General features: G+C 63.7%; 18 protein-coding genes and 1 other RNA gene. 11 read left to right on the top strand and 8 right to left on the bottom strand.

All coding sequences use genetic code 11. From position 1 onward, the window contains the following. The first annotated feature begins 114 nt into the window (after positions 1 to 114). Positions 115 to 519 carry a flagellar basal body-associated protein FliL gene (locus APH34_RS19100; protein WP_054902459.1) on the top strand — a complete coding sequence of 135 codons (405 nt, stop codon included), beginning with the start codon at positions 115 to 117 and terminating at the stop codon, positions 517 to 519. Here APH34_RS19100 and APH34_RS19105 read toward each other — a convergent pair whose 3' ends face one another. The 4 genes from APH34_RS19105 to APH34_RS19120 all read right to left on the bottom strand — a co-directional run bounded on the left by APH34_RS19105 (position 520) and on the right by APH34_RS19120 (position 5,861). Next, a complete protein-coding gene (locus APH34_RS19105) occupies positions 520 to 1,632 on the bottom strand; it encodes an ABC transporter permease (protein ID WP_054902460.1) in 1,113 nt (370 codons plus the stop codon). Position 1,633: 1 nt separating this feature from the next. Then, positions 1,634 to 4,360 carry a ribosome-associated ATPase/putative transporter RbbA gene (gene rbbA / locus APH34_RS19110; RefSeq protein WP_054902461.1) on the bottom strand — a complete coding sequence of 909 codons (2,727 nt, stop codon included), beginning with the start codon at positions 4,358 to 4,360 and terminating at the stop codon, positions 1,634 to 1,636. Further along, a complete protein-coding gene (locus APH34_RS19115) occupies positions 4,357 to 5,316 on the bottom strand; it encodes an HlyD family secretion protein (RefSeq protein ID WP_054902462.1) in 960 nt (319 codons plus the stop codon). The genes rbbA and APH34_RS19115 overlap by 4 nt, the downstream gene beginning before the upstream one ends. Before the next feature lie 95 nt (positions 5,317 to 5,411). Beyond that, positions 5,412 to 5,861 carry an EVE domain-containing protein gene (locus APH34_RS19120; protein WP_054902463.1) on the bottom strand — a complete coding sequence of 150 codons (450 nt, stop codon included), beginning with the start codon at positions 5,859 to 5,861 and terminating at the stop codon, positions 5,412 to 5,414. 178 nt (positions 5,862 to 6,039) lie between these two features. On the opposite strand from APH34_RS19120, the gene APH34_RS29580 reads away from it, so the two are divergent. Next, positions 6,040 to 6,189 (top strand): hypothetical protein, encoded by a 150-nt coding sequence (locus APH34_RS29580; protein ID WP_176513816.1) that lies wholly within the window; start codon positions 6,040 to 6,042, stop codon positions 6,187 to 6,189. An 18-nt stretch (positions 6,190 to 6,207) separates the two neighbouring features. Here APH34_RS29580 and APH34_RS19125 read toward each other — a convergent pair whose 3' ends face one another. From APH34_RS19125 to APH34_RS19135, 4 genes are all read right to left on the bottom strand, one after another. Next, positions 6,208 to 6,828, bottom strand: coding sequence for a 5-formyltetrahydrofolate cyclo-ligase (locus APH34_RS19125; RefSeq protein ID WP_054902464.1), 621 nt, complete (start codon positions 6,826 to 6,828; stop codon positions 6,208 to 6,210). Between the two features lie 57 nt (positions 6,829 to 6,885). Beyond that, positions 6,886 to 7,065, bottom strand: a non-coding RNA gene (gene ssrS, locus APH34_RS28800) — 6S RNA. 17 nt (positions 7,066 to 7,082) lie between these two features. After that, a complete protein-coding gene (locus APH34_RS19130; protein WP_054902465.1) occupies positions 7,083 to 7,403 on the bottom strand; it encodes a cell division protein ZapA in 321 nt (106 codons plus the stop codon). Further along, on the bottom strand, positions 7,400 to 7,582 hold the full coding sequence (locus tag APH34_RS19135; RefSeq protein ID WP_033693939.1) for a TIGR02449 family protein: 183 nt from the start codon (positions 7,580 to 7,582) through the stop codon (positions 7,400 to 7,402). Before APH34_RS19135 ends, APH34_RS19130 begins: the two co-directional genes overlap by 4 nt. 182 nt (positions 7,583 to 7,764) lie before the next feature. Here APH34_RS19135 and APH34_RS19140 point away from each other — a divergent pair, with 182 nt between their 5' ends. The 9 genes from APH34_RS19140 to gcvH all read left to right on the top strand — a co-directional run bounded on the left by APH34_RS19140 (position 7,765) and on the right by gcvH (position 17,042). Then, on the top strand, positions 7,765 to 8,319 hold the full coding sequence (locus tag APH34_RS19140; protein ID WP_054902466.1) for a YecA family protein: 555 nt from the start codon (positions 7,765 to 7,767) through the stop codon (positions 8,317 to 8,319). Between the two features lie 22 nt (positions 8,320 to 8,341). Beyond that, the gene (gene pepP / locus APH34_RS19145; protein WP_054902467.1) at positions 8,342 to 9,676 is read left to right on the top strand and encodes a Xaa-Pro aminopeptidase; all 1,335 of its coding nucleotides are present in this window, start codon (positions 8,342 to 8,344) and stop codon (positions 9,674 to 9,676) included. Further along, positions 9,673 to 10,872 (top strand): 2-octaprenyl-6-methoxyphenyl hydroxylase, encoded by a 1,200-nt coding sequence (gene ubiH / locus APH34_RS19150; protein WP_054902468.1) that lies wholly within the window; start codon positions 9,673 to 9,675, stop codon positions 10,870 to 10,872. Before pepP ends, ubiH begins: the two co-directional genes overlap by 4 nt. Then, on the top strand, positions 10,869 to 11,351 hold the full coding sequence (locus APH34_RS19155) for a DUF4442 domain-containing protein (RefSeq protein WP_054902469.1): 483 nt from the start codon (positions 10,869 to 10,871) through the stop codon (positions 11,349 to 11,351). The genes ubiH and APH34_RS19155 overlap by 4 nt, the downstream gene beginning before the upstream one ends. 9 nt (positions 11,352 to 11,360) lie before the next feature. Continuing rightward, positions 11,361 to 12,578, top strand: coding sequence for a 2-octaprenyl-3-methyl-6-methoxy-1,4-benzoquinol hydroxylase (locus APH34_RS19160; RefSeq protein ID WP_176513847.1), 1,218 nt, complete (start codon positions 11,361 to 11,363; stop codon positions 12,576 to 12,578). 97 nt (positions 12,579 to 12,675) lie between these two features. Further along, complete coding sequence (locus APH34_RS19165) at positions 12,676 to 13,677, top strand: extracellular solute-binding protein (RefSeq protein WP_054902471.1); 1,002 nt, start codon at positions 12,676 to 12,678, stop codon at positions 13,675 to 13,677. 105 nt (positions 13,678 to 13,782) lie between these two features. Further along, complete coding sequence (locus tag APH34_RS19170) at positions 13,783 to 15,405, top strand: iron ABC transporter permease (protein WP_054902472.1); 1,623 nt, start codon at positions 13,783 to 13,785, stop codon at positions 15,403 to 15,405. A gap of 123 nt (positions 15,406 to 15,528) precedes the next feature. Then, positions 15,529 to 16,611 carry a glycine cleavage system aminomethyltransferase GcvT gene (gene gcvT / locus APH34_RS19175; RefSeq protein WP_054902473.1) on the top strand — a complete coding sequence of 361 codons (1,083 nt, stop codon included), beginning with the start codon at positions 15,529 to 15,531 and terminating at the stop codon, positions 16,609 to 16,611. 47 nt (positions 16,612 to 16,658) lie between these two features. Next, a complete protein-coding gene (gene gcvH, locus APH34_RS19180; RefSeq protein WP_054902474.1) occupies positions 16,659 to 17,042 on the top strand; it encodes a glycine cleavage system protein GcvH in 384 nt (127 codons plus the stop codon). Positions 17,043 to 17,075: the final 33 nt, after the last annotated feature.

Below are 17,075 nucleotides of genomic sequence, written 5' to 3' on the forward strand. Positions count from 1 at the left end.
GTCGCCTGCCGGGTCAACGAGCATGGCCCACCCTGATGGGCCGGCATAAGCCTGGGCTTGGGTTTGAGCGGCGTGCTGGGTAAGCTGGCGCCAATTGTATTGAGGAGCGAATTCGTGAAAGCGTGGATCTTGATGTTGCTGGCCCTGATGCTGCCTGCGGCGGCGATGGCCGAGGAAGCCAAGGACGGGGGGCAGAAGGTCTCCTACATTAGCCTGAGCCCGCCTTTCGTTGGTAACTATGCGCTCGACGGTGGCCCGAGGCTGCGCGTATACAAGGCCGATGTGGCCCTGCGCGTGACCGGTGACGCTGCGGCGGCGGCGGTAAAGCACCACGAGCCGCTTATTCGCAACCAGCTGGTGGCGCTGTTCACCCAGCAGGGTGTGGATAACCTCAGCAACGTCGACGCCAAGGAAAAACTGCGCCAGGAAGCGCTGAAGCAGGTGCAGCAAGTGATGGAGTCGGAAGAGGGCAAGCCGATCGTCGAGGACCTGCTGTTCAACAACCTGATCGTGCAGTGATCAGGAGGCGAGGCTGCGACGAAAACGCGCCAGCGCCACGCTGAAGAACACCAGGCCGATCACGGCCAGGGCCAGGATGTCTGGCCACACCACTGCAAACCCGGCGTCGCGGAATAAAATTGCGGCGCCGAGGCTGACGAAATGCGTCGACGGCGAGGCCTGCATCACCCATTGCAGCCACTGCGGCATGCTGTCCAGCGGCGTGCTGCCGCCTGACAGCAACAGCATCGGGATGATGACCGGGATCGCCAGCAGGCCGAATTGAGGCGTCGAACGCGCCAAGGTGGCGAGGAAGATCCCCAGCGCGGTACTGGCAAACAGGTACAGTGCGGTCACAGCCAGGAACAGCCCCATGGACCCGGCCAGCGGTACACCCAGGGCGCCCTTGACCACGACGATGAGCGAAATCCAGGTGCAGATCACCACCACCAGCGCGTTGCTGGCGATTTTCGCCAGCATGATTTCCAGCGCGCTCAGCGGCAGCACCAGCAAGTGATCGAGTGTGCCATGTTCGCGTTCACGCAATAACGCGGTGCCCGTGAGCACGATCGCCAGGATCGTGATGTTGTTGACGATCTGGATCACGGCCAGAAACCAGCCGCCCTCCAGATTGGGGTTGAACAGTGCCTTGGGGTTGATCAGGACCGGGGCCTGCGCCGTGGTGCGCTGGGCATAGTCGAGCAGCTCACGTTCAAAGATCCGGCCAATGTAGCCGGCCCCCATGAATGCCTGGCTCATGGCCGTGGCATCGACATTGACCTGCAACTCCGGCGAGCGCCCGGCCAGCAGGTCGCTCTGGAAATTAACCGGCACATTGATCACGAAGGTGTACTGGCCACTGTCCATTGCCTGGTCCAGGCGGTCTGGGGGCAGGGGGACCGCAGGCTGAAACTCCGGTGGCTGAAGCGACTCGGTGAGTTTGCGTGAAAGCTGGCTGTGGTCTTCATCCACCACGGCGACGCTGGCGTTGTGCACGCCGATCACCGAGCCCGCCGCAGGCATGTAGATCGCCACGCTGAAGGCGTACAGCAGAAACAGCAGCAGCACACTGTCATGACGCAGGCTGGTCAGTTCTTTCAGGCCCAGGCGCAAGGTGTGGTTCAGGCGCGACATGTCAGGCCTCCTGCTTTTTGAGCATGGCCAGGCTCAGGCCGGTGAACACAGCAAAGAAGCTCAGCAGGATCAGGCACTGCGGCCACAGCTCGCGCAGGCTCAGCGCCTTGGTGAAGGTGCCGACCGCGATGTCGAGGAAATAGCCTGCCGGGAACAGCTGGCCCATCACGGCCGCAGCGCCATCGAGCGACGAGCGTGGCACGATCAGGCCGGAAAACTGGATGGTCGGCAAGCTGGTGATGATCATGGTGCCCAGGATGGCCGCGATCTGGGTTCGCGTGAACGCCGATATCAACAGGCCCAGGCTGGTGGTTGCCAGCAGGTAGCAGACGCCTCCGCACGCCAGGGCCAGGACGCTGCCCTTGAGCGGCACGGCGAACAGCCAGCGGTTCATCGCCACCAGCAGGGCCAGGTTGACCAGGCTCACGGCCAGGTAGGGCAGCTGTTTGCCAAGCAGGAACTCCAGGCGGGTGAGGGGCGTGGCGTAGAAATTGGTAATGGAGCCGAGCTCTTTCTCGCGGACAATGCCCAGCGCGGTGAGCATGGCCGGTATGAAGGCCAGGATCAGTGCCATCACCCCTGGGCCGATGGCGTTCACGCTGACCACATCCTGGTTGTAGCGAAACCGCGTTTCCAGGCGCACTGGCGCCTGGCGCTGCACGGCCTGCTGGCTGGACGCGGCAAGCTGCTCGAGGTTCGCCTGGTGTACCGCTTCCACATAGTTACGACTGGTTTCGGCACGGAACGGCATGCCGCCATCGAGCCAGGCCGCCACCACCGGCTGGCGACCTGCGTGCAGGTCACGGCCAAAGCCGGGCGGGATCTCCAGGGCCAGTTTGATTTCCGAGCGCTGCAGGCGCTGGTGCATCTCGCGTGTATCACGGATCGGCGCCTGTTCGGCGAAATAGCGCGATCCGCGAAAGGTTTCGAGGTAGGCGCGGCTCTGCGGGCTTTGATCCTGATCGTGAACGGCGAAGGCGAGGTTCTCCACATCCAGCGAAATGCCATAGCCGAAGATCACCATCATGAACACTGCGCCGAGCAGGGCGAAGGCCAGGCGTACCTTGTCACGCAGCAGCTCCTTGCCTTCCCGGCTGGCCACCGCCAGCAGGCGCCGTAGGCTGAAGCCCTGACGCAACGGCGGCGTGACCGTGGTTGCGGCGGGCTGCTCCAGTACGCTGCTGTCCGGGGCTTGGGGCTCGGGCGTCTGCGCTTGTTCCAGGCAGCGGACGAAAGCGTCTTCCAGGGTTTCACCGTTGTACTGGCGCTGCAGTGCGTCAGGTGTGTCGCAGGCCAGCACTCGGCCGGCATGCATCAGCGAAATACGGTCGCAGCGCTGGGCTTCGTTCATGAAGTGGGTGGACAGGAAAATAGTCACACCCTGCTCGCGGGACAACTCCACCAGCAGCCGCCAGAAGTCGTCCCGGGCGGCCGGGTCGACGCCGGACGTCGGCTCATCGAGGATCAGCACCTCAGGGCGATGCAGCACCGCGACGGCGAGCGACAGACGCTGGCGCAGACCAAGGGGCAGGGCGCCTGATGGCTGGTCGGCGAAACTGCCCAGGTCAAAGCGTTCGATCAGTTCGGTGATTCGCTGGGCGCTTTCGGCCTTGGGCAGGTCGAACAGACGTGCGTGCAGTGTCAGGTTCTGCAGGGTGCTGAGCTCGCCATACAGCGAGAAGCTTTGCGACATGAAACCCACCCGCTTGCGCGTGGCCAGGTCGCTGGCATCCACCGGGCGTCCGAGCAGCTTGGCGCTGCCCTCGCTGGCGGGCATCAGGCCGGTGAGCACTTTCATGGTGCTGGTCTTGCCGCAGCCGTTGGAGCCCAGGAAACCGAAAATCTCCCCCCGGCCAATGGCGAAGCTGACCTTGTTGACGGCGGTGAAATCGCCAAAGCGCAGCGTCAGGTCGTGCGCTTCGATGGCGACCGGGCTGTCATCGGCCGTGCGTGGTGGGATGCTCAATGGCGCGTGTTGGGCCGTGCCTGCGCCCTGGAAGTGGGTAAACGCGTCGTCCAGCTTGCCGCTGGGCGTAACGGCGCAAAGCGTCTGGCTGGGGCCCGCGGCAATCAGCCGGCCGCCATCGAGCATCAGGCAGTGTTCGAACTGTTCGGCCTCCTCCATGTAGGCGGTAGCTACCAGCAGCGTCAATTGTGGGCGTTGCGCGCGTACCTGCTCGACCAGCTCCCAGAAGCGCCGCCGCGACAGCGGGTCGACGCCCGTCGTAGGTTCATCGAGGATCAGCAGGTCAGGCTCGTGGATCAAGGCACAGCACAGGCCCAGTTTCTGTTTCATGCCCCCCGACAGCTTGCCGGCCGGGCGCTCGGCGAAGCGTTGCAGGTCGGTGGCATGCAGCAGGCTGGCCATGCGCTGTTCGCATTCGCTGCGGCCAAGGCCAAACAGCGTGGCGAAAAAGCGAATGTTCTCGCTGATCGACAGTTCGGGATAAAGGTTATTGCCCAGCCCTTGCGGCATGAATGCCACTTTTGGGTACAACGCGGCGCGGTGGCGACGCTGCCGGATGGAGCCGCCCAGCACCTGCAGTTCGCCCTGTTGCAGGCGCTTCACGCCGGCGATCAACCCGAGCAGGGTCGATTTACCGGCCCCGTCCGGGCCGATCAGTGCGCAGCGTGTGCCCGCAGGCAGGCTGAACCCCAGCGTGTGCAAGGCGACCAGATCGCCATAGCGGTGGCTGATACCTTCGGCCAGCAGCGCTGGCGTGTTCATTGCAGGTTGGCCGGCCAGTCCACGTCCGCCGTGCGTACGTAGCCAGCACCCGGCATGCCCGGCTTGGCTTGGGGCACAGCGCTGGGGTCGCTCAAGCGCAGTTTGACGCGAAACACCAGTTTCTGCCGCTCGTCACGGGTTTCGACCTGCTTCGGGGTGAACTGTGCCTTGGCCGCGACAAAGGCTACCTTCGCCGGCAAGGCCTGATCTGGCAGGGCGTCGAGAACGATCCGCGCCTGATCGCCTACGGTCAGGCGGCCGCTGGTGGACGCGGGGAGGTAAAGGTTCATGTACTGGTCGCTCGGGTCGATCAGCATCAGTACCCGACCACCAGCGCCCAGCACTTCACCCGGTTCGGCCAGGCGCAGCTGGATGATGCCGTCGATGGGCGCACGCAGGCTGCTGTCGTCGATTTCGCTGGTGAGTTGAGCCACCTGGGCCTGAGCAGCGCCGATGGCAGCTTTGACTGCCGCCAGCTGGGCACGCGCAGCGACCACTGCCGCGTTGGCCGTGTCGAAGCGGGCCTGCTGCTGATCGAGCAACTGCTGGCTGGCGTACTTGCGCTGGAAGATCTCACGCACGCGCTTGAGCTCCTGCCCGGCCAGCAGCAGCTCACTTTGGCGCAGTTGCACACTGGCCTGGGCCGCCGCGTAGTTTTCCCGGGCACGCAGCACTTCGGCTTCGGCCTGGCTGCGCTGAGCTTCCATGGTGCGGGTGTCGATACGGGCAAGGAGCTGGCCGCGGGTAACCTTGTCGCCTTCGTCGACCCGCACTTCGGCCAAGCGCCCAGGGACTTTGCTGGCAATCTGAACTTCGGTCGCCTCGAGGCGGCCGTTGCCCATGCTCAAACCTTCGGGTAACTGGTCGTGGAGCGACTTCCAGTAACCCAGGCCAGCAGCGGTCGCCAGTAGAACGATCAGCGCGGTGGCGAAGATCCTGGGGGCATATCGGTTCATCAGTCAGCGTCCCTGCTTAATGCGCACCTTCATCGTGACGTGCGGCAATCCATGGCGTATTGATATCGGTCAAACCCCCTGATCCTAGCGCACTTTCAACTTAACGCGACTATTGCCGCCCATTGCTCGGGCGTAACCGGCATCACCGACAGGCGGCTTCCCTTTTGCACCAGCGGCAGTTCGGCAAGAGCACCCTGCTGCTTGAGCAACCCCAGGCTCAGCACCTTGGGCAGGGTCCTCACATGCGCCACATCAACGGCACTCCACGGGTTCTTCTCGGCAGTGGCCTTGGGGTCGTGATAATGGCTCTCTGGGTCCAGCGCGGTCGGGTCCGGGTAGGCCGCTGCAGTGATTCTGGCGATGCCGGCAACGCCCGGCTCTGGGCAGCTGGAGTGATAGAAGAAAAACTCGTCGCCAACGCTCATGGCTCGCAGGAAATTGCGCGCCTGGTAATTGCGCACGCCGTCCCAGCGTGCTTCACCCAGGCGCCCAAGGGCTTCGATGGAGAGCTCGTCGGGCTCGGATTTCATCAGCCAATAGGCCATGGAGGGTGCTCCTGAAAAGGTTTGAAATAACCTGTTGCACGAAACCGACAGCCGGTTGGCGTCAAGGTTTGCGTGTCGACTCAGGTTGTCGGAAAATGCGCCGATTTTAAAGCTAGACGCTCCGGCGGCACCAAGAAGGTCGCCGAGCCTGAACAGTTTGCTTAGGGGGCATGCTTCGATGAATCAACGCAAACCGGATCTGCTCTGGATCCTGGTCTTCATTTTTGGCCTGGGTGTGGTCACCACCGGCTATGCCCAGGGTATTTGGGAGCGCAAGCTGGACACCGCCTATCAGGCCCCGGTGGACGCCGGCCAACCGCAACGCTGACCCTTCTGCTGACGCCGCTCAACTCGGCGCCAGATACCAGTCACGGTCCGAGACCGTGCCCTGCAGCGGTACATCCCAACTGGCCTGCGCCAGCCGCTCGACCTTCTGGCATTCATGCGCCAGCCCCAGCAGCAGTGGTTTTTTCCATGTCTTGCGGCGAGCCTGATAAGCCAGGCTGCGATCGTAGAAACCACCCCCCATGCCCAGCCGCCCCCCGGCTTCATCGAACCCCACCAGTGGCAGCAGGATCAGGTCCAGCGACCAGATTGGCCGTTGGCGCCTGCGGTCGGTCAGGGGCTCTGGAATGCGGAAGCGGTTGCGCTTGAGCTTTTCACCCGGTTCAAAGCGCTGGAACACCATGCGCGTGCGCGGCCAGGCATGCAGGACCGGCAGGTAGGTACGTTTCCCCCGGCGCTGGGCCTCGCGCAGCAGCAGGCGCGGGTCGATTTCACCGTCATTGGGCAGGTACAGGGCAATGTGCCGGGCGCGGCGGAACAGCGGGTTTTGCGCCAGCTGTCGATACAGGCCAAGCGAGGCCTGCCGCTGTTGGGCGGGGCTCAGGGCACGGCGGGCTTTGCGAAGCAGGCGACGAAGCTGGGGGCGGGTGAGCGGCGCAGATTCGGGCTTGGCGTCGGTCATGGCACTGGCTGTCCCAGGTGTCGAATTGCCCACCGCGCAGGGTGGGCAAGAAAAATCAGGCTCCCCGATAAGACCGCTATCGGTGTAGCCCTTGAACCCGAAAGTTCAAGGTGGAGATTGCAGGGGGCGTTAAGGCTTTCCGTCGAGCGGACATGCACACCGGCCCCAGCGTGCAACCCCCGTGGTTGTGCGTATCGGCTCAGGGACATAACCGACTGGCGCATCCCCCAGGGAGTGGCGCCAGTATACCAATTTCAGCTGATTTTGGTATCCGCATCGTCGGACAACGCCTTATCGACCCGATCGAGCAGGTCACGGACCTGTTCGCGGTTGGTGCTGCCGGCAGGTGCGTCAGTACGATCTTCCTGGCGATGGAGCATTTCGTGGGTGATGTTCAAAGCAGCCATGACCGCGATGCGGTCGGCGCCGATCACCTTGCCGCTGCTGCGGATCTCGCGCATCTTGCTGTCCAGGTAGCGTGCGGCGCTGACCAGGTTGTTGCGCTCTTCCGGCGGGCAGATGATCGAGTATTCCTTGTCGAGGATCTGCACGGTGACGCTATTGCTTGAACTCATGAGTCTTGCTCCAGGGCCTTGAGGCGTAAAATCATCGACTCGACCTTGCGCCTTGCGATCTCGTTTTTTTCGATGAGGTGGGCGCGCTCCTCGCGCCAGGATTTTTCCTGAGCTACTAGGAGTGCATTTTGCCGTTTTAGTTGCTCGACGCGTTCGATCAGCAACTCGAATCGGCTCATCAGCGCTTGCAGGTCGTTCTCTTGCGTGGGTTGCACTCGCTTCGCTCCATCAATGTTTCACCCGGCGATGATGCCTCTCCCTGTACGGCGACGGCCAGTGCCGATGGTCTTGGCGCGCCTGCCGGTGCTAGGATACAAGGTCTTCATTCTAGTCAAATGCGCCGTCTGGCGCCTAGCCGCCCATGCCTAATACCCAATCGCCTTACACCGCTTTCGCCGCGCTGCTCTCGAGCAACGGCCACCCAGTATCCCCTGCCGAGCTGCACGGCCTGCTCATCGGCCGCAGCTGCGCCGGTGTCGGCTTCGATGCCGATGCATGGCTGGCCGACGCCGCCGGGGTGCTGGAAAACGAGCCGCAAGACTCTGTGCGTGCCGCACTGCTCGGCTTGCAGGAGATGGTCAAGGCCGAGCTGACCGGCGAAGACATCGCCATTGTCCTGCTGCTGCCAGGGGACGAGACGCCACTCACCGAGCGTGCCACAGCGCTGGGCCAGTGGTGCCAGGGCTTCATCACGGGCTTTGGCCTGAATGCCGGTGGCAAGGACTTGTCCACCGATGCCAAAGAGGTGCTCCAGGACCTGGTGGCCATTTCGCAGGTCCAGGAAGCACTGGAAGAGTCCGAAGACGGCGAAAGCGACTACATGGAAGTCATGGAGTACCTGCGGGTCGCTCCGTTGCTGCTGTACACGGAACTGGCAGCGCCAGTCGCGCCTGCACCAAAACCATCGTTGCATTGATCAACCGGGGGTCGTTCTGCCCATGAGCCACATACCCAAGGCCGAGTATGCCCGCCGGCGCAAGGCGCTGATGGCGCAGATGGTCCCCAACAGCATTGCCATTCTGCCGGCTGCCGCGGTCGCCATCCGCAATCGCGACGTCGAGCACGTATACCGCCAGGACAGCGACTTTCAGTACCTCAGTGGCTTCCCTGAGCCAGAAGCGGTCATTGCACTTATCCCTGGCCGCGAGCATGGCGAATACGTGCTGTTTTGCCGAGAGCGCAACCCAGAGCGGGAGCTGTGGGACGGCCTGCGGGCCGGGCAGGAAGGGGCAATCCGCGACTTTGGTGCCGACGATGCCTTCCCGATCACCGACATCGACGAGATCCTGCCTGGCCTGATCGAAGGCCGCGAGCGGGTCTACAGCGCCATGGGCAGCAACGCCGAATTCGACCGTCGACTGATGGACTGGATCAACGTCATTCGCTCCAAGGCGCGCCTCGGTGCCCAGCCGCCGAACGAGTTCGTTGCGCTGGATCACCTGCTGCACGACATGCGTCTGTATAAATCGGCGGCAGAAGTGAAAGTGATGCGTGCGGCGGCAACCCTATCCGCACGGGCCCATGTGCGGGCGATGCAGGCTTGCCGGGCCGGGCTGCACGAATACAGCCTGGAAGCGGAGCTGGACTACGAATTTCGCAAGGGCGGCGCGAAGATGCCGGCCTACGGGTCTATCGTCGCGGCTGGTCGCAACGGCTGCATCCTGCACTATCAGGAGAACGATGCCCTGCTCAAGGATGGTGATCTGGTGCTGATCGACGCGGGCTGCGAGATCGACTGCTATGCCAGCGACATCACTCGCACCTTCCCGGTCAGCGGGCGTTTTTCGCCAGAGCAGAAGGCCATCTACGAGCTGGTGCTCAAGGCCCAGGAAGCCGCTTTTGCCGAGATCGCCCCTGGCAAGCACTGGAACCACGCCCACGAGGCGACTGTGCGGGTCATCACCGAAGGGCTGGTGGAGCTGGGGCTGCTCAAGGGCCAGGTGCAGGCGCTGATCGACAACGAGGCGTATCGCGCCTTCTACATGCACCGCGCCGGGCACTGGCTGGGCATGGATGTGCACGACGTGGGCGAGTACAAGGTCGGTGGTCAGTGGCGTGTGCTGGAGCCCGGCATGGCGTTGACTGTCGAGCCTGGCATCTACATTGCCGCCGACAACCAGCAGGTTGCAAAGAAATGGCGCGGCATCGGCATAAGGATCGAGGACGACGTGGTGGTCACCCGGCAAGGTTGTGAAATTCTGACATCAGGCGTGCCCAAGACGGTCGCCGAGATCGAGGCCTTGATGCAGGCTGCGCGCAAGGACGCGGCATGAGCCGGGTCAACCTGGCAATCATCGGCGGCGGCCTGGTTGGCGCGAGCCTGGCCCTGGCCCTGCAGGCAGGCGCCAAGGCGCGAGGTTGGAAGATCCTGTTGATCGAGCCATTTGCCCCGGGTGACAGCTTCCAGCCCAGCTACGACGCCCGGTCCTCGGCGCTGTCGTTCGGTACCCGGCAGATCTATCACCACCTTGGCCTGTGGCAGGCTATCAGCCCGCGTGCCGAGCCCATCAGCCAGATCCAGGTATCCGATCGCGGGCGTTTTGGTGCTACCCGCCTGGACGCCACACAGGAAGGTGTGCCCGCACTGGGTTACGTTGTCGAGAACGCCTGGCTGGGCCAGTGCCTATGGCAAGGGCTGGACCGCGACGTGGTGAGCTGGCGCTGCCCGGCCGAAGTCAAGGCAATGCAGGCGATTGCCGGCGGCTACCGTTTGCAGCTTGACGATGACACCAGCCTGGAGTGCGACCTGGCGGTGCTGGCCGACGGTGGCCGTTCCGGGTTGCGTGAGCAGTTGGGCATCCATGTGCGCCGCACCCCGTATGACCAAAGCGCGCTGATTGCCAATATCACCCCTGGCGAAGCCCATCGTGGGCAAGCCTTCGAGCGTTTTACCGAGCAAGGCCCCATGGCCCTGCTGCCGTTGCCCGAGAACCGGTGCGCGCTGGTCTGGACCCGGCAGGGCATGGACGCCAGGCGCTTGGCCGATATCGACGAGCGCAGCTTCCTGCGTGAGCTGCAAGGCGCATTCGGCTACCGCCTCGGCGCGCTGCGTCAGGTGGGCGCACGGCATCTGTACCCGCTGGCGTTGGTCGAAGCCCAGGAGCAGGTGCGCCCGCATCTGGTCGTGCTGGGCAATGCCGCGCACAGCCTGCACCCGATTGCAGGTCAGGGGTTCAACCTGTCACTGCGTGATGTGCAGTCGCTGGCCGACGCGCTGCTGGCAGGCCCACAGCAGCCAGGCGACCTGGCGACCCTGCAGGCCTACCATCACCGCCAACGGCTCGACCAGGCCCTGACCATCGGCTTTTCCGACCAGGTCACCCGCCTGTTCGGCAGCAACCAGCCGCTGCTGGCGGCCGGACGCAACATTGGCCTGCTCGGGCTCGACCTGTTGCCACCGGCAAAAAGCTGGTTCGCCCGCCAGGCCATGGGCCTGGGTACCCGGCCTGATCCGCGAGGCCAGGCATGAGCAACCCTCGCAAGCTGGCGCGCCGGGCGCGCATGTTGCGCTGGCTGCTGAATTTCTACCCGCCGTACCTCGGTGCCGGTATTCGCATCCAGCACATCAGCCCCGACATGCGCAGCGTCAAGGTGTGCATGAAGCTCACCCGCTGGAACCGCAACTACGTCGGCACCCAGTTCGGAGGCAGCCTGTATTCGATGGTCGACCCGTTCTACATGCTGCTGCTGATCGAGCAGTTGGGCCGGGAGTACATCGTCTGGGACAAGGCTGCCAGCATCGACTTCATCGCCCCTGGCAAAGGGCCGGTGTATGCCGAGTTTCACGTCGATGACGCACTGCTGAACGAAATTCGCCAGCAGACCGCCACCGGCAAGAAGTACCTGCCACGATTGCAGGTCGATATCCGCGATGGCGCCGGTGAACTGGTGGCGCGGGTCGATAAAACCCTATACGTGCGGCTCAAGCCGCAAGCGAGGCAGGCGTAAGGCATGGACATGCGCGCAGATGTGTTGATTGTCGGTGCCGGTATGGTCGGTAGCGCTCTGGCCCTGGCATTGCGCCACAGTGGCCTGAACATTCTCCTGCTCGATGGTGGCCCGCTGTCGGTCAAACCGTTTGATGGCGATGCGCCGTTCGAGCCACGGGTCAGTGCCCTTTCAGCTGCCAGTCAACGCATTCTCGAGCGTTTGGGCGCGTGGGAGGGCATCGAGAAGCGGCGCGTTTCGCCGTACTCGGACATGCAGGTATGGGACGGCAGCGGCACGGGGCAGATCCATTTCTCGGCAGCCAGCGTGCATGCCCAGGCGCTGGGCCACATTGTCGAAAACCGGGTGGTGCAGGACGGGTTGCTGGAGCGTCTGCACGACAGTGATATCGGCCTGTTACCCAATGCCCGCCTGGAACAGCTGCGTCGCTCGGGTGACGAGTGGCTGCTGACCCTGGCCGATGGTCGTCGCCTGCGCGCGCCGTTGGTGGTGGCTGCCGACGGTGCCAATTCGGCGGTGCGACGCCTGGCGGGCTGCCAGACGCGTGAGTGGGATTACCTGCATCACGCCATCGTTACCAGCGTACGGTGCAGCGCGGCGCACCAGGCCACGGCCTGGCAACGGTTCACCGACGAAGGCCCGCTGGCGTTCCTGCCATTGTCGCGTGACGGCAAGCAGGACTGGTGCTCGATCGTCTGGTCGACCACCCCCGAGCACGCCGAACAGCTCATGGCATCGGATGACGCAGCCTTCCTCAAAGCGCTGGAACGCGCATTCGAAGGGCGTCTGGGCGCCGTGCTGGAGGCCGACCCGCGCGTCTGTGTGCCGTTGCGTCAGCGCCATGCAAAACGTTACGTGGACGAAGGCCTGGCGTTGATTGGTGACGCGGCGCACACCATTCACCCGCTGGCAGGGCAGGGCGTCAACCTGGGCTTTCTCGATGCCGCCGTACTGGCCGAGGTGCTGGTCAATGCCTGCGAGCGCGGCGAGCGGCTGGCGGATGAAAAGGTACTGAGCCGCTACGAACGTCGGCGCATGCCGCACAACCTGGCGTTGATGGCGGCGATGGAAGGCTTTGAGCGGCTGTTCCAGGCCAACCCGCTGCCGTTGCGCTGGTTGCGTAACAGCGGCTTGAAAATCGTGGAAAAGATGCCGGAAGCCAAGGCCTTGTTCGTGCGCCAGGCACTGGGCCTGACAGGCGATCTGCCAGAACTGGCCAAGCCTTGAGGGGGCTTTGCAACATCCGGTAACTGCTCGGTGGATGAGCCGCAAAATGGGATTCACTACCATTTGCGCCTCTCATACGATCCGAGGAGTGCTTTCCATGTTGCCACGCAAGCCCCTACTGGCCGCCCTGGCCCTGACCCTGTTCGGCGGCACGGCCCAGGCGGCGGACGAAGTGGTGGTGTACTCCTCGCGCATCGACGAGCTGATCAAGCCGGTGTTCGACGCCTACACCGCCAAGACCGGGGTCAAGATCAAGTTCATTACCGACAAGGAAGCCCCGCTGATGCAACGCATCAAGGCCGAGGGCGAGAACGGGGTGGCCGACCTGCTGCTGACCGTCGATGCCGGCAACCTCTGGCAGGCCGAGCAAATGGGCATCCTGCAGCCGATCAAGTCGGATATCATCGACCAGAACATCCCGTCCCAATACCGCGCCTCGTCCCATGACTGGACCGGCCTGAGCCTGCGTGCGCGGACCATCGTCTACTCCACCGAGCGGGTCAAGCCGACGGAGCTGAGCACCTATGAAGCACTGGCCGACAAGCACTGGGAGGGTCGCCTGTGCCTGCGCACGGCGAAGAAGGTATACAACCAGTCGCTGACCGCCACGCTGATCGAGAACCACGGCGAAGCCAAGGCTGAACAAATCGTCAAAGGCTGGGTAAACAACCTGTCGACCGACGTGTTCTCCGACGACAATTCGGTGATCCAGGCCATCGAGGCGGGCCAGTGCGACGTGGGGGTGGTCAACACTTACTACTACGGGCGCTTGCACAAGCAGAACCCGAACCTGCCGGTAAAGATTTTCTGGCCTAACCAGGGCGACCGCGGTGTGCATGTCAACCTGTCGGGGATTGGCCTGACCAAGCACGCACCGCACCCGGAGGCAGCCAAGAAGCTGGTGGAGTGGATGACCGGCGAGGAGGCGCAGAAGCTGTTCGCTGACATCAACCAGGAGTTTCCGGCCAACCCCAAGGTCAAGCCATCGGACGAAGTCGCGGCCTGGGGCAGCTTCAAGGCTGACAGCATCCCTGTCGAAGTGGCCGGCAAGCGCCAGGCCGAAGCCATTCGCCTGATGGATCGGGCTGGCTACAACTAAGCGGCAGGCTTTATCCTTCTGGGGCCCGCAAGGGCCCTTTCGCGGGGCAGGCACTGCCCGCGAACGACCGCAAAGCGGTCGCAACCAGCCACAGAGAAATCCGATTTGCCCCACACCCCCCAACGTCGCTGGTACCTCCCGGTCTGCCTGATCGCCGCCTTGGTGCTGCTCCCCCTGAGCGTGCTGCTGCTGTCCTGGCAATCAATCGACCTGCAGATCTGGTCCCACCTGCTCGACACCCAGATGAGCCGCCTGCTCGGCAATACCCTGACCCTGGTGGTTGGCGTGGGGCTTGGCGTCACCGTGCTCGGTGTCAGCCTGGCCTGGCTCACCAGCCTGTGCGAGTTTCCTGGCAGGCGCTGGCTGGACTGGGCGCTGATGCTGCCGTTTGCGATCCCCGCCTATGTGCTGGCGTTCGTCTTCGTCGGCCTGCTGGATTTCGCCGGCCCCGTGCAAAGTGCCTTGCGCGAGGTATTCGGGCCGATGCGCCTGCCGCGGGTGCGCTCCACCGGTGGGGTGATCATCGTGCTGGTGCTGGTGTTCTACCCCTACGTCTACCTGCTTGCGCGCACCGCATTCCTCGCCCAAGGCAAAGGCCTGATGGAAGCTGCGCGGGTGCTCGGCCTGTCGCCCTTGCAAGCGTTCTGGCGGGTTGCCCTGCCTATGGCAAGGCCTGCGATCGGCGCCGGCATCGCGCTGGCCCTGATGGAAACCCTGGCTGATTTCGGTGCGGTAGCGGTATTCAACTTCGATACCTTCACCACCGCCATCTACAAGACCTGGTACGGTTTTTTCAGCCTTTCCAGCGCCGCTCAGCTGGCGAGCTTGCTACTGCTGGCGGTGATGCTGGTGCTCTACGGCGAGCGCCGCGCCCGGGGTGCGACGCGCAGCGGCAACGAACGCCCACGGGGGCAGGCGCTGTATCACTTGCACGGAGTCAAGGCGCTGCTCGCCAGTGGCTGGTGCCTGCTGGTGTTTGCCTGTGCCTTCGTCATTCCGCTGTTGCAGCTGCTGGTATGGTGCTGGCAGCGGGGCCGGCATGATCTGGATGAGCGTTATGTCGGCCTGGTGCTGCACACCCTCTACCTGGGTGGCATGGCGGCATTGATCACGGTGTGTGTGGCCTTGCTGCTGGCGTTTGCCCGGCGCCAGGCGCCGACCGGCGGTATTCGTGCCGGGGTCGGCCTGGCGAACCTGGGCTACGCCTTACCCGGCTCAGTGCTGGCGGTGTCGATCATGCTGGCGTTCAGCTACTTGGACAACCACCTGGTGATACCGCTGTCCAGCTGGCTGGGGGGCGCCGGCAAGCCCCTGTTGCTGGGCAGTGTGGCTGCCTTGCTGCTGGCCTACCTGGTGCGGTTCATCGCCGTCGCCTATGGGCCACTGGAAAGCAGCCTGGAGCGTATTCGCCCGTCCTTGCCAGAGGCTTCTCGCAGCCTTGGCGTCGGTGGCGCGAGATTGTTTTTCAAGGTGTATCTGCCACTGCTGGTGCCGGGGGCGCTCAGCGCTGCGCTGCTGGTGTTCGTCGATGTGCTCAAGGAAATGCCGGCTACCTTGCTGATGCGCCCCTTCGGCTGGGACACCCTCGCAGTCCGGGTGTTCGAGATGACCAGCGAGGGAGAGTGGGCGCGCGCCTCGTTGCCTGCCTTGACCCTTGTATTGGTGGGCCTGCTGCCGGTCATCGGCCTGATTCGCCGTTCCGCCCGACGCCCCGGTCACAGTCACTGAGGATGCCAGCCTTCGCCCTTGCGGCTACAATGCGCGGCATTCGCGCGGCGGGTCTTACAAGAAAAGCTGACGACTGAACGTCATCGACCGCCGCCGCTTCGCCACGCCCGGAAGGAGAAACCCATGGGACAGCGCACGCTTTTATACGACCTGCACCTGGCGCTCGGCGCCAAGACGGTCGACTTTGGTGGCTGGGACATGCCCCTGCACTATGGCTCGCAGGTCGAGGAGCACCATCAGGTACGCAGCGATTGCGGGGTTTTCGATGTTTCCCACATGACAGTGATCGACATCGATGGCAGCGATGCCACTGCCTGGCTGCAGCGCTTGCTGGCCAACGACGTAGCCCGCTTGGGGGGCGTAGGCAAGGCACTGTACAGCCCGCTGCTCAACGAAGCGGGAGGGGTCATTGACGACCTGATCGTCTACCGCACGGAACATGGCTATCGCCTGGTCACCAACGCTGCCACACGGGCCAAGGTGCTGGCTTGGCTGGAAGCCCAGAGCGCGGGGTTCTCGGTGGGTGTCGAAGTGCGACCCGACCTGGCCATTCTCGCCATCCAGGGGCCTCAGGCACGGGAAAAGGTAGCCGCGTTGCTCAGTGCCTCGCGCGCGGCGCTGATCCGTGAACTGCGCCCGTTCGAAGGGCTTGCCGACGGTGACTGGTTCATTGCCCGCACCGGCTACACCGGTGAAGACGGCCTGGAGATCATCCTGCCGGGCAGGGAGGCGGTGGCCTTCTACAACGACTTGGTGGGTGCCGGTATCGCCCCCAGTGGCCTGGGCGCCCGCGATACACTGCGGCTGGAAGCCGGCATGAACCTCTACGGCCAGGATATCGATGAACACCACACCCCCCTCACGTCCAATCTGGGCTGGAGCATCGCGTGGGAACCGGCAGAGCGCGACTTCATCGGCCGCGCCAGCCTGCTGGCAGAAATCGAGCACGGCGTGCAGGACAAACTGGTCGGCCTGGTACTGGAAGAACGCGGCGTTTTGCGCGCCCATCAGGTGGTTCGCGTTGCCGGGATTGGCGAAGGGGAGATCACCAGTGGTAGTTTCTCTCCTACGCTGAGCAAATCCATTGCTCTGGCCCGGGTGCCTATGGCCACCGGAGACCGTGCCGAGGTCGAGATTCGCGGCAAGTGGTACCCGGTGCGGGTGGTCAAACCGACTTTTGTGCGCCACGGCAAGATTCTGATCTGAACAATTAACGGCGGGCCGACCGCTGACCCAATCGAGGAATACAAGACATGAGCAATATCCCCGCCGATCTGCGTTTTGCCGAAAGCCACGAGTGGGCACGCCTTGAAGCCGATGGCACAGTGACCGTGGGCATCAGCGACCACGCCCAGCAGGCCCTGGGTGATGTGGTGTTCGTTGAACTGGCAGAAGTGGGCAAGGTGTTCGCGGCTGGCGATGCGGCGGGTGTGGTCGAGTCGGTGAAGGCCGCTTCGGATATCTATGCCCCGGTCAGCGGTGAAGTGATCGAGGTCAACGAAGCACTGGCCGATAGCCCGGAGCAGCTCAACGAAGCGCCTTACACTGCCTGGATCTTCAAGCTCAAGCCAAGCGACCAGGCCGAACTGGACAAGCTGCTGGATGCAGCGGGTTACAAAGCGGCTATCGGCGAGTAACTGTCCGCGCCTCATCGCCGCCTGTCGGCGATG

The sequence above is a fragment of the Pseudomonas sp. NBRC 111131 genome (assembly GCF_001320525.1).
Taxonomy (GTDB): domain Bacteria; phylum Pseudomonadota; class Gammaproteobacteria; order Pseudomonadales; family Pseudomonadaceae; genus Aquipseudomonas; species Aquipseudomonas ceruminis.